This is a genomic window from Asticcacaulis sp. (genome assembly GCF_047605585.1).
Classification (GTDB): domain Bacteria; phylum Pseudomonadota; class Alphaproteobacteria; order Caulobacterales; family Caulobacteraceae; genus Asticcacaulis.
Window position 1 is genome coordinate 477449 of the sequence record NZ_JASGFK010000002.1, and the last position, 15476, is coordinate 492924.

9 protein-coding genes are annotated in these 15476 nt (G+C 61.0%); all 9 read right to left on the reverse strand.

Features of this window, described 5'->3' with window-relative positions:
* Window positions 1-36: 36 nt before the first annotated feature.
* The 9 genes from QM647_RS08115 to QM647_RS08155 all read right to left on the reverse strand — a co-directional run bounded on the left by QM647_RS08115 (window position 37) and on the right by QM647_RS08155 (window position 15374).
* On the reverse strand, window positions 37-3126 hold the full coding sequence (locus QM647_RS08115; protein WP_414995001.1) for an efflux RND transporter permease subunit: 3090 nt from the start codon (window positions 3124-3126) through the stop codon (window positions 37-39).
* Between the two features lies 1 nt (window position 3127).
* Window positions 3128-4054, reverse strand: coding sequence for a hypothetical protein (locus tag QM647_RS08120; RefSeq protein WP_414995002.1), 927 nt, complete (start codon window positions 4052-4054; stop codon window positions 3128-3130).
* Entirely contained in the window at window positions 4051-5409 is a 1359-nt protein-coding gene (locus QM647_RS08125) for a TolC family protein (protein WP_414995003.1), read from the reverse strand. The genes QM647_RS08120 and QM647_RS08125 overlap by 4 nt, the downstream gene beginning before the upstream one ends.
* A 153-nt stretch (window positions 5410-5562) precedes the next feature.
* Complete coding sequence (locus tag QM647_RS08130; RefSeq protein ID WP_414995004.1) at window positions 5563-6531, reverse strand: alpha/beta hydrolase fold domain-containing protein; 969 nt, start codon at window positions 6529-6531, stop codon at window positions 5563-5565.
* A 93-nt stretch (window positions 6532-6624) separates the two neighbouring features.
* Entirely contained in the window at window positions 6625-7098 is a 474-nt protein-coding gene (locus QM647_RS08135) for a hypothetical protein (RefSeq protein ID WP_414995005.1), read from the reverse strand.
* Window positions 7095-10403, reverse strand: coding sequence for an amidohydrolase family protein (locus QM647_RS08140; RefSeq protein WP_414995006.1), 3309 nt, complete (start codon window positions 10401-10403; stop codon window positions 7095-7097). The genes QM647_RS08135 and QM647_RS08140 overlap by 4 nt, the downstream gene beginning before the upstream one ends.
* Window positions 10400-11677 carry an amidohydrolase family protein gene (locus tag QM647_RS08145; protein ID WP_414995007.1) on the reverse strand — a complete coding sequence of 426 codons (1278 nt, stop codon included), beginning with the start codon at window positions 11675-11677 and terminating at the stop codon, window positions 10400-10402. Before QM647_RS08145 ends, QM647_RS08140 begins: the two co-directional genes overlap by 4 nt.
* Complete coding sequence (locus tag QM647_RS08150; RefSeq protein WP_414995008.1) at window positions 11674-13143, reverse strand: amidohydrolase family protein; 1470 nt, start codon at window positions 13141-13143, stop codon at window positions 11674-11676. Before QM647_RS08150 ends, QM647_RS08145 begins: the two co-directional genes overlap by 4 nt.
* A gap of 86 nt (window positions 13144-13229) precedes the next feature.
* Window positions 13230-15374 carry a TonB-dependent siderophore receptor gene (locus QM647_RS08155; protein ID WP_414995009.1) on the reverse strand — a complete coding sequence of 715 codons (2145 nt, stop codon included), beginning with the start codon at window positions 15372-15374 and terminating at the stop codon, window positions 13230-13232.
* Window positions 15375-15476 lie beyond the last annotated feature (102 nt).

Here is a 15476-nt window from a genome sequence, read left to right on the forward strand (position 1 = left end):
GACGCAAGCCTGACAGATGGCGTGCCGGCGCTTTTTTTACAGGCGTGGCTGTGGGCGCCGGAAACGCCAGATCAGGGCCGGCAGCACGAACAGGCTCATCAGGGTGGAGGTAATCAGGCCGCCCAGGATGACGATGGCCATGGGGCCCTGAATCTCCCGGCCGGACTGACCTGTCGCCATGGCGAGCGGCAGGAGGCCGAGGGCGGTGACCAGCGCGGTCATCAGGATGGGCGTCACGCGCTCCTGGGTGGCGCGGGTGACCGTGGCGATCGACCATTCATGCCCTTCTTCGGCCAGTTGCTCTGTGTGTGCCAGGAGCAGGATCGCGTTGCGGGCGGCGACGCCGAGCAGGGTGACGAAGCCCACCAGCGAGCCAAGCGACAGGCTGGCGCCGGTCACGGCCACGGCGACAACGCCGCCAACCAGGGCGAACGGCGCCGATGCCACGATGAGCCCGACGGCGCGGGCATCGCCGAAAGCCAGCACCAGCAGGGCGACGATCCCCACAAGCGCCATGCCGGTATTGAGCAGCAGCTCATTACGGGCCTTGGCGGCTTCATCCGCCAGGCTGACATATTGCACATAGACGCCCTTTGGCAGCTTGACCTTTTGCGCGATCGCCATCTGAGCGGCCTTGGTGACCGTATTCACCCTTGCCGGCGCTGGGTTCGCAGTGACCGTTTCGACCAGGCGCCCGCCGATATGGGACACGATCGTGCGGCTGTCGGAAGGCTGGACGTGGGCAATATCGCCGAGCCGGGCCATCGATCCATCCGGAGCGCGTATCAACAACTCGCTCACGGCTTCGGGACTTTGGCGCAGCGCATTGGGCAGGGTCACTGCAACTTCATAGGACCTGTCATTACGATAGATTTGTGCGGCCGTAGCGCCTTGATAGGCGCTCTGAACGGCGCTCAGGATATCTGCCGGAGCGATACCGCGCTGGGCCGCAGCGGATCGATCGATGTCGACGCGCACGCTTGGGGTTTTGGGGGGCGTCTGGACCTGCACGTCACCCGCATCAGGTATGCCTTCAAGAACGGTTTTGACCTCCTGTGCGGAAGCTTCGAGCGTATCGGCATCCGCGCCGTAGAGGTTCACGGCAATGGCCGCTGTCTCACCGGTCAGGGACTCGCCAATGCGGTCGCCCAGAAAGGTCAGGACCTCGGTCTGCAGACCGGGATAGCTGTCCAGGACCTTGTGGATCTGTTCTTCGATATCATCCTGCCGGGCACCCGAGAGGTGCGGTTTCAGTTCGACGTGAAATTCACTTTGCTCGGTGCCGAACGCATCCTCGCCGCCTTCGGAACGGCCGATTTGCTGTTCAACGGTGGCAATACCCTCGATTTTGAGCAAATCCTGAGAAATGGATTGTCCGTAACGGCGCATGACAGCGATAGATGTGCCGGGTTGAGCCGAGACGCCGAGAACGAAGTGGCCTTCCTTGAAGGCGGGCAACAGTTCCGCGTTGAAGAAGAGCAGGGCGGCCACAGCCAGAAGGCTGATGGCGCTGGCGCCAATGAATATCGGTGCCGGACGGTTTGATACGGCTTCGAGAACGCGTTGGTGCCATTGCTTCAGGCCACGCAGAAAACCGGGTTCGGCGGTCGGCCGGCTATTGCGCAGCATCAGGAGGCTGAGGGCCGGGGTGACGATAATTGCCACGGCCAGCGAGATCAGGGTCGACAGGATGAAGGCGAGTGCCAGGGGCGCAAAGAAGGCGCCCTGCAGGCCGTTCATCATGAGAACCGGCACCAGGACCAAGGCGATGACCAGAGTGGCGTAGATAACTGGAGAGCGGACCTCCAGCGAGGCCTTCAGGATCACGTCGGCTGCGGAGACGCCCTCGGGACGCTCCCGCAGACGATGGACGATATTTTCGACGTCGATGACCGCGTCGTCGACCACCACACCCAGCGCAACGGCGAGGCCACCCAGTGTCATGGTGTTGATGCTCATGCCAAAGCGATCCATGACCATGATCGCCGCGAGCAGGGAGAGCGGAATGCTGACAAAAGAAATCAGCACCGTGCGGATGTCGCGCATGAACAGGAACAGGATGACGGCAATCAGAACGGCGCCAATCAGCAGGTCGTCGAAAATACCATGCAGGGCTGTTTCGATGAAGTTGGCCGGGCGGTGCAGGTTGGGCACGAAGTTGATACCCTGCGCCTGCATGGCGGGTTTCATTTCTTCAAGGGCGGCCTCGACATCCCGGGTGACTTTCAGGGTGTTCGCGCCGTACTGACTCGACAGGCTGATCAGAACGCCGGGTTGCCCCATGATGACGGCATCGCCGACTTCTGGGGTCTGTGCGTCGACCACCTCGGCGACGTCGCCTATATGGACGATGGCGCCAGAAGGTCCGGTGCCGCCGACAGAAGGAATGGGGGTGGCTGCGATATCACCTACGGTCGCAGCCTGTGCATTCGGCTCGACCAGAATACGTTGCTCCGCGGTATCGATGAAGCCGCCACCGCTCATGGCTGTCGAGGTTTGCGTCGCCTTCAGCACGTCGTCGAGGCTGAGGCCACGTGCCGCCAGAGCTTCGGGATTGACGCGCACCTCTATCCGGTGAATTTGTCCGCCATAGACTGTAGCGCGGGCCACGCCCGGCACCGACATCACGCGGGGACGGACGGTCCACTGGACGAAGTCGCGCAAGGCCTGGGGGGACAGCTTCTGACTGACGAAGCCCACCTTTAGCAGGTCCATCGTCGAGGAGGTGAGGGGGGCGACCTTGGGAGCCCCCACACCGGGTGGCAGGGCGCTGGCCGCCTCTGACAAGGCTTCGGCGACGATCTGACGTGCGCGATAAGGCTCGGATCCCTGCTTGAAGGTGACTGAAACCGTACTGAGGCCTTGCGTGGATTCTGAACGCACTTGTTCAACACCGGCGGCGCCGTTAACAGCCTGTTCCACAGGGCGTGTGACAAGCTGTTCGACCTGATCAGCCGCAAGCCCCGGGGCTTCCGTTTGCACCTCGGCCTGCGCCGGGACGAAATCCGGAAAAACATCGTAATTTGCACGCATGGCCGTCACGCCGCCGGCGATCAGCAACAAGGTGGCTGCAAGTGCGATCAGACGGGGGTGCTTGAGGCTGAGCTGTACGAGGGAGGCGAGCATGCTATTCCTCCGCCGCAACCGGGGTTTCGGCCGCCAGCAGGGCGGAAGCGCCTTGGATCACCACCTGCTCACCCGCCCGGAAATTCTGATTGACGATCAACCCATCTGCAGTGACCCGCCCATAGGTCACAGAGCGCTTATCGAAGGTCTGGACATTGGTCCTGACATAGGCATAGACGCGGCCCCCCTGCCGCAACAGGGCGCTGTTGGGGATTAGCAAGCCATTTGTGCCGCCCCCGCCATAGAGTTTGGCAGGCAGGGTAAGGCCGTTGCCGAGATAGGCAGCCTGACTACCGGAGGCCAGCGCGATAACACCCGCCGACTGCAACCTTTGGTCCGCCGTGCGGGCAATTCCCACCACCCGAACCTGAATGGCCCCGATGGTACCCATGTCGATTGTCGCGGCGGTCGCGCCCTTCAGCCCTTGTCCGGATGGAGTGTCGATACGAACGATCGACGCCTGCGCCATGGACACATCGCGTGCCAGCTGATGTAGGGCGTTATCTGACAGACCCGCAAAATAGGGCCCCCATTCGAAACCAAGTCTTTGTTTGAAAAGGGTAACCCTGGACTGATCGGCCTGAGCCTGAGCGCGCGCCGTCTCAGCCGCTTTGCTCGACATCGTGTTGTCTTTGGCCAGGCTGGCGGAACGTTCCGCTTCGGCCGCAGATGCCGCAAGCGCGGCTTTTGCGGCGTCATAATCGCTGATCAGCTGGAGAAGCGGTGTGGCATCCACGACTGTCGCGAAGCCGGACACGCTGTCACTGCTGTGGGCCGCTTCGATGGCGGCGGTGCGGATTTGCAGCCGTGTCTGTGTGCGCGCATCGAGCTTCAGCTGGGGGGATTCCGCCCGGGCCGGGGGCGACATGGTGGGAACGCTTAGGCCAAGCATGGCGGCACTGGCGGCAAGGAGGAATATGGGTTTCACTTTTTCACCTCTTGGGGCTGAACAGCGGCCCTCAAAATCTCGTTTTCTGCCGGGTCAAGGGATTGATGCAGGGTGTCTTCCAGGTTCAGGCGATCGTCCAGGGTCGCTTGCTCCGCAAGAAAGAGTGTCAGCCGGGTCTGCGCCGCGGCAATCTGCACGGCCAGGTTTTCGGTCTGGTCAGTTTCTCCAGCCTGAGTCAGCCGGGAACTGCGTGACGCCAAATCTTCCGCCAGGGGCATATCAGTTTTTCGAACCTTATCTGCGATGGCGCGATCCGACTCATAGGTCAGAGCGACCTGCTGAATGGCGGCAAGCGTGCTCTTGACCTGGTCTTCCAGGGCCTTCCCGGCGGCCGTGCGGGCCGCTTCAGCCTGGTGAATGTTGGCGCGGTTGCCATCGAGCGGAGGCAGGGTGAAACTAGCGGTAAGCGGCAATTTGACGGCGCCACGCTCCCAGGTGTAGCCAGGTCCGATATTGATGTCGGGATACTGGTTGGCGACCGCGTTGCGCAAATCGTTTTCTGCGACGTCATAGTCAACAACGGCATTCAGCACGTCGGCGCGCGTATAAAGGGCCTGGTTGGAAAGCCCCGTGAGGCGTGCCGCTGACAAGGGATCGACCGGCGGCGGGTTAAGGTCGATATCCAACTCCATATCGGTGACCGGCACATCCAGAGTGCGGGCCAGGCTGGCCTGGGCCTGAGCGTGTTTCGCGCGGGCCTGCAGCAAGCCATCGATCAGTCCTGAAGCATCGAGTTGAGCGAGCAGACCTTGACTATGCGCATCCTCTCCCGCCGCCAGGCGTTTGTTGATGAGCGCGGCCAGGTGGTTGCGCTGATCGAGCAGCCCTTGTATCGCATCGATCTGTTGCCGGGACGTATGCAGATCAGAAAGCGCCTGCATCACGGTCTGCCTAACCTTCCAGGCGGCTTCGCCCACATCGTAGCGGGCCCTGAGTACGGCCAGTTCCGCACTGGTGACGCGGGCGTCGCGACGGCCACCGAGATCAAGCGGAATGCCGATAGAACCGCCATACAGCCATGGGCGTTGCGCATCGGCATCCCTCGAATATTCAGCCGTCAGATTCAGACTGAGGGGAGGCAGATTTTTTGAAGATCGTACGGCGGCTTCGGCGGCAATCAGGCGGGCGCGTGCTGCTTGAAGCGCCGGATCATGCGCCAGGGCAGTCTCAAGCAATCCGTGGCTATCTGAAGGCAGCGCAATCGCCCTGTGGGCTGAGACCGACAACTGCCCGATATCGATGGGGGCAGGCTGATAGGCGACACAGCCCGACACACTTGCTGACAGCAAGGTCAGGCTCGCGACAAGCGAAAACCGGGGGAAGGCGACTTTCACGCAGGCTCCTCACGCTGGATACATAGCAAGTCTCTGATCGACTGTATCACCGTCAGGACAATTGACCCTACACAATGAAACTGATGTGAACCTGAAGGGGCGAGATGGCGCGGACATTTTGCGCCACATGTTTCGGCCCATATGGGCGCAGCTCTAAAGATACGCGCGCAACCACCTTGCCGCGTCGTCAAAAGCCTGGCCGGCCACTTGGGAGATCGATACGGCCTCGAGAAAGCTGTGCGACGCACCCGGATAGATAATGGCTTGCGTCGGCACACCAGTCGCGGCCAGGCGCTGTTCGAGCTGCAGGCTCTGTCCGGTGAGAACATCGCATTCAGGGATACACAGAAAGATCGGGGGCAAGTCGGTCAGATCGGCCCTGAGGGGCGTGGCCAGTGGATTGGCCCGATCTTCGGGGGTTCGCAGGTATTGCTGCCAGAAGTAATCCATTTCACTGGCCGTCAGCATAAAGTCCGGCCCACCATAGCGGCTTACGTCTTCTGGACGAAGGTCTGTTGAAAAGGCACCGTAGTTAAGGAGCAGGCCTTTGAGAATGCCACCCCGGCCCTGGTCGCGCAATGCGATGGCCGCAGCCAGGGACAGGTTGGCCCCCGCCGAATCTCCGCCCATGAACAGGTGATCGGGATCAAGGCCGAAATCGGCGGCGTTGTCGAACAGATGGGCTAAGACCGAGACGCTCTGTTCCAGCGCGACCGGGAACCGCGCCTCAGGCGCCAGGGCATAGTCGATGCCTATGACCGTGATCCCCGTGCGCCCCGCATATTCCCGCATGATGCGATCATGCGTGTCGAGGCTGAACATCACCCAGCCACCGCCGTGCAAGTAGACCAATCCAGGCTGACGTGCTTCGTCGGTGGGGCGATAGATGCGGATGCGTACGTTTCCGTGCGGCGTCGGCACCATCGATTCGACCGTGTTTGCCATAACCGGGCCACCGGCGACCCAGGGCGCACGTACCTTTTCGGCAACCTGGCGCGCCGTGGCAGGTGTCTTTTCAACGCCCTGGCCGTGCGAGGCATAGGCTTCGCCGGTAATGCGGATGAAGTCACGGATATCGGCGTCGAGGGCCGAAGCCGTGGCGGGAGAGTTTGTGTTCAGCACGAAACAGATCCTGTCAATTGGGCAGGCAATGTAACGCGCATTCTAATGCCGGCTAACGGTAGCGGATCGGAATGTGCCTTAAATGGGCCAAGGTCAATGTGTGACCGTGGCGAGATAATCCGCTGCGGTTGTGGGGCCCTTGGCCGACGTGTCCGTATGCTCGGCTATATATTTTCGGATTTCGAGAAAGAAGTTCGAGCCTGAGGGGAGGCCGAGCTTGTCCCACGCCGCATCAAGTGCCGCCGCCTTGTCAGGCGGGGTCTGTGCCGGTTGGATCAGCAGGAAATCCCAATCGGCGCCGTCACTATGGATATAGAGCTGACGCGGTGGCAAGCCAGCCAGCTTATTGGCTTCGTCGCATTTGGCGATGAATTCCAGGAACGCTTCATGCTGTCCAGGCGCGATGCGGTATATCTCGATCTGAGTCATCGGAACCGAAGCGGCCGGCGCAGGCGCGGGCGGAGCGATCGGCGCGGTGGCGACAGGCTTGGGAGGTGTCTTCGGTTTTGCCAAAGCCGGCGCGGCCACCGACAGCAAACTCGCGGCGAGAAGAATGGATTTCATCATTGGAGGGCTCCACTATTGGGGTATTCATTGGCGAACCAGGGTGACGTGGCTGGCGCGGGATCCGGCCAAACCTGGCTGAGATCCTTGGCCAGGTAGAGGCGGCCGTTTTTCATGACCTGGTTGATTTTCCAGGCATTGGTGATGTCGGTGCGCGGATCGGCATCAAGGATGATCAGGTCGGCGAACTTGCCGGGCGTCAGACTGCCGATTTCCCCGAGGCGGCCGATCGTCTCGGCCGAGCCGAGCGTACCGGCGTGCAAGGCCTCTTCCGGCGTCATGCCCCCCATGACGTGGGCTTCAAGTTCCCAGTGGAAACCGACGCCTGGCGTATTGCCGTGCGCGCCGATGCCAACCAGGCCGCCGGCGCGCTGGATATCGGCTGCACCCTTGGCCACGGTGGGGAAGGCGTATTCCGACAATGGCAGCCACTGATCGAGGCGCGCCGTCATCTGGGCCAGGGCGAAATGCGGCGTGAAATAGCGGTATTTTTCGCTCGATGACGGATTGTCGCGCGCAATGAAGTAATCCTGGCCGGTGGCGCCGCCATTGGTGATCTGCAAGGTCGTCGTATAGCTGGTCCGGCTCTGCGCCAGTAGCTGAATGACGTCCTTATAGATCGGCAGGGCGACGAGGGCGTGCTCGTTGCCGGAATAGCCGTCCATGATCTGGCTGAGGTCGAGTTTGAGCGATAAAGCGCCTTCGGTCGTCGGTTGCAGCTTTTCATTGAGCGCTGCCATCTGCACCCATTCGCGCACCTTGCGCGAGCCAACGCGGTAGGACTTGATATTGCTCAGGCCGTAATCGGCGTGGAAGCGGCTGAGGACCTTTTCGGTATCTTCCAGCGACGAGAACCGGTTGAAGCTGAACAGCGCCATGCCTGTGGAAGGCAGGCGCGGGCCGGTCATCAGGCCGGCGTCGAGCATGTCCTTGTAGGCGATCTCGTCGATGGTCAGGGTCGAGGGATCGAAACTTGTGGTGACGCCATAGGCCAGGCGCTCGCGCAAAGCCCAGTCCTCGTTGTCGAGAATCTCGCGGCGGACCGTGCCGATGTGGTCGTGCGTGTCGATGAAGCCCGGCATGATGGTCTTGCCGGTGACATCGCGGATCGTCGCATTGGTCGGGACATCGAAGCTGCCACGTGGGCCGATTTTGGCGATGCGGTTGCCATCGATCAGGATATCGGCATCGGCGATGGCGGGCGCATCCATGGGCAGGGCCGTGGCGCCGCGCAGGAGCAGCAGGCCCTTCGGTTCATCTCGAGGGACGACGACATCGGCATGGAAGCGATCCGGCTTGCCGGGATCGGGCGTCCAGTTCGGCTTGTCGTCGAAGCTGATGCTATCGAGCGAGCGCGTGTAGAAAGTCGAACCCAGGGCGTAGGTCAGGGTCTTGCCATCCGCCGACCATTCCATGAAATCGGCGCCCACGTCAGTGATGCGGCGATGCCTGATCTTTGGGTCGGACAGGTCGATGACTTTGACGTCGGCGGCGGGGCGCTCGACCACGTGCAGTTGCTGGCCGATTATGGCGGCGATCCACTTGCCGTCGGGTGACAGGCGCAGGGCATCGACCGCCACCGGGCCATCCTGGAAATACCAGCCCGGACCATTGACCGAGACGATGTCGCTGACGGCACCGTTCTTCAGGTCGACACGCGAAAGCCCGCCGCCGGTTTGCAGATAGGCCGTGTCAGGCTCGTTGGTGAAGGTTGGACGTTGGCCCATATAGGTCGTGGCGATATCGCGCGAAGCGCTGCCATTGACCGGCAGGCTGACCAGGGTGGCGTCACGGGTGGCGCCATATTCCATATAGAGGCGCAGGCGGTCGCGCTGGGCGGAGCGCTCGGTAAGCACTTGGGTGCCATCGGGCGTGAAGACCGGCCAGGTGTAGTAATCAGTGCGTGGGCTGATCTTCTTCGGCGCGGAACCATCGAGCGCCACCGTCCAGACATCGCCGGCATCGCGTGCCGACCAGGTAACGAAGGTCAGCGCCTTGCCGTCCGGCGACCATGACGGCTGCCAGCCATCAGCGATCAGACGGGGCTTGGCGTCGGCAGTCAGCGCCATGACATAGACCTTGCCGAGCGCCGAGAAGGCCAGTTGCGACCCATCCGGCGACATCTGCGGTGCCTGGATGATGTGGGCGTGGACCGGGCCTGTATTCTCGGTGATCTTTTGCCGGCTGAGGGCACCCAGAGCCAGTTGTACATGGGCGGTGAAGGGGATCGGCGTGGCCGTACCATCGAGCGCGATGCGCTGGAACTTGCCGCCGACCGTAATCAGGATCGACCGGCTGTCCGGCGCGAAACTATAGCGCGGCAACAGGTCCAGCCAGCTGTTAGCCTGTATCTGATCATGCGTCACCGGGAAGGCCAGCCACTTGTCCTCGCCGGTTTGCAGGTCGCGCAGGCGCAGGCCGGTCTGGTTGTCGAACCGCGTGGCGTAGGCGAGGTAGCGGCCGTCCGGCGAAATCGACGGACGGAAATAGGCGCCGGGATTGCGGCTGTGGCCGGAACCGGAAGGCTCAGCGATCAGCGTGGTTTCGACACCTGAAACGAGATCACGCTTGACGATGGTCCATTCGTCGCGCTGATCGGCATCACCAGAGCCAACGTGGCGCGCCATGTAGAGCGACTTGCCGTCGGGTGAGGGCGTGGCGCCCAGTGTGCTCAGCCAGGCGTCGCGGCCCTGGTCGGCGTTGGCCTTGGTGGGGACGACCAGGGTTTCGCTGCCATCCAGCCCGTATTGCCATAGTTCATAGGCATTGTAGCTCGGGCGATAGCGGCTGAGATAGACGGACTTGCCATCCGGCGTCCATTCGGGCGACACCAGCACGGTATCGTCATCGCCGAAACTGACCTGGCGGGCGCCGGTGCCATCGGCTTTCATGACCCAGAGATTGTCGGCGCCGGAGGCATCGCTGATAAAGGCGATTTGCCTGCCGTCCGGCGAAAACACCGGCTGGGACTCGAACGGCAGGCCGGTGCGCAAGGGCCTGGCCACGCCGCCCTTTGTATCCAGCGCGTAGATATCGCCCAGCATGTCGAAGACCATTGTCTTGCCATCGGGCGAGACACTCAACGACATCCAGGTGCCTTCGTCGGTATCGAACCGGATAGTCCGCGAAGGCTTTAGAGGCAGCACCTGATTGCTGGCCTGGCGAGGTCTGACATTATCGACCGCACCGGCGCCGTCCTTGATCCAGCCCACAGCATTGCCGAACGGCACGGGAAGGTCGTCATCGTGGGCATGGGCGGTCGAGGCGGCGAGGAGCGCCAGAAGGATGGCGAGGGGCAGATTTCTCATTTCTGGTAAACCGGAGGCAGGCCGGTGGGCCTGATATAGCGGTCGCGCAAGAGGGTTTGCCGAGTTTCCAGAGAGGCCTCTTGGCCTTGCACAAATACCTTCCATGGATAGGTCCCGGGTTCAAGCGGATCGCCGTCCCAAATGACGATGTCGGCATCCTGATCCTTAGCCAGAGTGCCATAGTGGTCACTCAGGCCGAAAATAGCTGCCGGGCCAATCGTCATGGCGGCTAGGCCATCCGCGTAAGGTAGGCCATTGGCGACTGCCATCCCGGCCACTTCGCGCATGGCTTCGCCGGCATCGTAGCTCAGATAGATGGTATTGCCGGACGCATAGAACGACATGGTCACACCGGCCTTGCCGAGAAGAGCAGCATTATCGAGACGCGCGCCAATCTGGTCAAAGCTGATCGGCAGATTATCCATCGGATCGAGAATGACTGGTATCTTCGCCGCCGCCAGAGCGTCGGCACACCGCCAGGCCTCGTCAGCCCCCATGACGGCCACACGCAGCCTGAAATCCTTGGCCAGAGCGATGGCCTGACGGATGTCGGACTCGCGCTGGGTCAATATGACCAGAAGCTGACCCTTGAGCACCTTCTGCAATGCTTCGGCATCAAGACGGCTGATGGGTTCATCTGGCAGGCCTGGCTTGTAGCGACCAGCTTCGGTCAAAGCATTACGCAGGAGCTGCCACTGAGCGCTGCGTGAACCGCCGGCGGCCGAAAGCGTGGCACTGCCGATCTGGACGTACAGTGCGGCTTGCGGCTTTTCCAGAATGTCGCCGGTCTCCGTCAGGTGAATGGTTGCTGCCTGTCCCATAAACGGGGCGATTCCAGCGGCGCCTGGGTAGGAAACCGCTCGCGTCAGGCCATCCGCGCGGGCAACGGGCAGGAGCACGCTATTGTTGTTCAGGGCGTATTGGATGTCAAAAGAGGCGCCCAACGTCGTATTGGTGCTCGTCTTGTCGTTGGTTTCTTGCGCCGCGCCGGTCTCGACAAGACCTAGCTGTGTCGCGCCATTCATCAGTCCGGGCGTCACCATACGCCCTGCGGCGTCAATGACCGTTGCGCCCTGGGGCACGGCACCGGCAGCCGTAACCGAAACAATCCGTCCATTGCGAACAATGACGGTAGCGTCCGAAATCTTGCCGCCGTCGGCGCCAGCCATCGTCCAGGCCTCGGCGTGGGTGATGGCCAGGTCTTGCGCGAGAGAAGTCAAAGGCAGGAAGGCCAGAAGGGCGGCAAGCGTAGTGGTAAACGCGGTCTTCCTCATTGAACACCTCCCGCCTTGCGGCCAAGTTGGAAGTCGCTGAGCGGCTGGTAGGTTGGATCGTTGCGATCATAGGCGATGGCCCCATCGATCATGACCGTATCCGCTTTGCTGTAGATACTGAACGGATCGCCGGACCAGATGACGATGTCCGCATTGTAGCCAGGGGCGAGGGTGCCGATCCGGTCTTCGAGACCGAGAACCTTTGCCGGATTACTGGTGATCCATTTGATGATGTGCTCGGGCGGTTCTGGCAGGCCCATATGCCGTCCGGCGGCAGCGGCTTTCGCCGCTTCAATGTTCAGTCTTTGGCCTATGACCGGAGAGTCCGAGTGGACCGTGACGCAGGCACCGGCAGCATCGAGTATGGCGGCGTTTTCGCGAATGCCGTCATTGGCCTCCATCTTGAAGCCCCACCAGTCCGGCCACACGATGGCGCAAGTGCCGGTTTTGGTGAAAAGGTCAGGATTTTTGTAGCCTTCAACGGTGTGATGGAACGCCACGATCTTGAAGTCGAATTCCGTCGCCAGTGCCTGCATTTCGGCCATGTCGTCGGCACGATAACAGTGAATATTGACGCGCAGATCGCCGTTGAGCACGGCGGCGAGGGTGTCCAGCTTCAAATCACGCGACGGGGGCGGGCCATGAGGATCCTGCTCATAATGGTTCCACTGATCCCGATAGCCGGCCGCCTGGCTGAAGATGTCGCGGAAGTTCGCCATTTCCCCTTGCCGGCTGGTCGGACGCATGCCTTTGCCACCAAAATAGCCCTTGGCGTTCTCTCCACAGGCCATTTTCAGACCTTGAGGCGCATTGGGGAATTTCATGGCGGCGACATTGGTCGCGGGAATCGGATGGAGTGTCACAGCCCGGCCACCGATCTGCGGCGTCGATCCTGGCAAGACCTGGAGAGTGGTCACACCGCCCTGCAGCGCGTAGATAAAACTCGCGTCCTGGGTATTGATCGCATGCTCGATCCAGGTGTCGGCGGCGATGGGCGAACTGATTTCCGAGACATCCGACGATTCATCGTCGATCGAGGTCAGCGGCATGGAATAGGTACCGTCATGACTGTGCGGATCGATCAGGCCGGGCGTTACCCACCGGCCGCTGGCGTCGATCACGCGGGCATTCCCCCCCTCCAGATGCGTGCCGATGGCGATGATCTTGCCGTCACGGCTGAGCACGTCCGCATCATCGAACCGATGTCCGGCGCCATCAAGGACGGTGGCATGTGTGATCAGCACATCCTGTCGCGGCAGGGGCTTATAGGTGCTGGGTACCGTGCCCAGCATGAACGGAATTGGGTGCTGTTGCGCTTTTTCGGCCTTGAAAGCCTCAGTGACCGGGGCGTTTGCGGTGGGCGGATGATGAGGCCCAGGGCGTTTCGGAGCGCTGGCGACCGTCGTGACGCACACCAGGGAGAGGATCAGGGGCGGAAGCAAGGCCGTAGACAGTAAACCCTTCATAGCAATCCCAACCCAGGCCTAGTGCAGTTAATTGAAATGTAGGAGAAAGGCCCGCTTCCGGCTAACGGAAACGGGCCTAAAATACGCTAGAATTTGCGCGTCAGCGTCGCGATCCAGTTCTGGCCGGCGCCGTAGGTACAGCCGACTGAACCGGAGCAACGTGCGACGTACTTGACGTCGGTGATGTTGCTGCCGTTCAGCGCGATGCGCCAGTCCGGCGTGTCATAGTGGATGGCGGCATCGAACAGGGTGGATTGATCGCTCCAGATGCCGGTCCCGTTAGAGCCCAGGCTCTTGGAGTTATAGCGTACGCCCAGACCGAAGCCGAGGCCGCCAAGGCTGCCGGATTTCAGCGTGTAGTCCGCGAAGAGTGACGCCTTGTCCTTTGGCGTGGTCGCCATCGGGCCACCGATTTCTGCAGAGACGTTGCTGGCGAGCACTTCGCTGTCCGTATAGGTGTAGGAGCCGTTGATCGAGAACTGCTCATTGATGCGGGCCACGAACTCGGTTTCGAAACCCTTGACCTCGACTTCACCGACCTGAGTGCTCTTGTATGCTGGCGAATAGGTCGTCGACACGACATTGGTCTGCTTGATGTCGTAGATGGCCGCCGTGGCAAAGATCTTGATGCCATTGTCCAGCTTGCGCCCGTCATATTTCACGCCCAGTTCCGACTGTTCGCCTTCAGAGGGCTTGAACGGCACACCGTCCGTACCGGTGCCCAGAACCGGCTCGAACGAGGTCGAGTAGCTGGCATAGGGGGCGACGCCATTGTCGAACAAGTAGTTGGCGCCAACGCGGTAGGTGAACTTGCTGTCCTTGGTGGTGGTCGCCGGCAGATAGGCCTTGCTGACAATCTTGTCCTCGTCGTAACGGCCGCCCAAGGTAATGAACAGCTTGTCGATACCGATCTGATCTTGGGCATAAAGGCCGGTCTGCTTCAGTTCCTGGTCTGTATAGGGGTTCCATGCCGGCGTGGAAATCGTCGAGGCATCGCTATACACCGGATCATACAGGTCAATGGACGAGGCTACCGAGAAGCCGTACTGGGCAAAGTTCTTGACGTCGCGATAGTCGACGCCGGCCAGAACCTTGTGCGTTACGCTGCCCGATGTGAAAGTGCCGTCGATACGGTTGTCGGTCGCGAAGCTTTCGACGTTTTCCATATAGGGGAAATTGTAGCGGTCGACCGTACGGTTATCGGACTCCAGGCTTGCCCCGTAGATGACCTTGCTGTTTTCCCGGTACTTGCTGTACTTGGTGTTCGATTCAAAGCTCAAGCTATCACTGAAGCGATGCTTGTAATCGTAGCCGACCGCCCACTGGTTGCGCTTGTAGGTGTTGTAGTCCGGTTCACCGAGATTTGTGGATTCGCTGACCTGGCCGTTCGGGTTGCTCAGCAGGGTGCCGACTTCCGGCAAGAAGCCGTTTGTGTCGCCATCGACCTCGTCATCCTGCAGATAGGCCAGGCCGGTCAGGGTATCGGCATCGGTAATTTTCCAGGTGAAGGTCGGCGCAATCAGGTCGCGCTTAGCGGTAACGCCATTGCGCTCCGCGCCGCGATCGAGATAGAGGCCGGTCAGACGTGCCGACAGATTGCTCGTCAGTGCCCCTGTGACGGTGCCGGCGAGCGACTTATAGTCATAGCTACCGAGCTTGGCCTGGATTTCGCCACCAAAGGCGCTGCTGGCACGGCGGCTGGTCTCGTTGTAGAGGCCGCCCGGAGGCGAATTGCCGTAAAGGGTTGCCGCCGGTCCCTTGATGATGCTGGCCGAGTCGAAGGCATAAAGATCGACGCCCGTGCTGTAGATGGTGGAGGTCACCGGGGCGGCGAGGCCGTCGATATATTGCTTTGGCGTGAAGCCGCGCATGGTCACGAAATCGTAGCGCAGGTCCGGGCCGTAATTTTCACCGAAGGCACCGGCCGTGTAACGGACAGCTTGCTGCAGGTCTGTGAAACCCAGCAGGTCGATCTGGTCGCGGTTGATGACCGACACCGATTGTGGCGTCTTGATCAGGGGAATATCCGTCTTGTTGGCGGACATCGCACCGGCCGGCACGAACCGCTTTGACTTAACGATAACAACGGTTGCCCCATTCACGTTTTCCTTGGTCGTCTTGACGGCATCCGTCTCTTCCTGTGCCATGGCCGCACCGGTCAGACAAATGCCCGCCGCTGTAGCCAAAAGCAGAGATCGCTTTAGTGTCTTCGATAGATGGTGGGTACGCATATTGATCCGCTCCTTTGTGTCCCCGATGCGAAAGGTTCGCATTAGATCGACAAAAACTCTAACGCCTGTTTCTCATCTTCAGATGCATTGCGAAGGACAGTT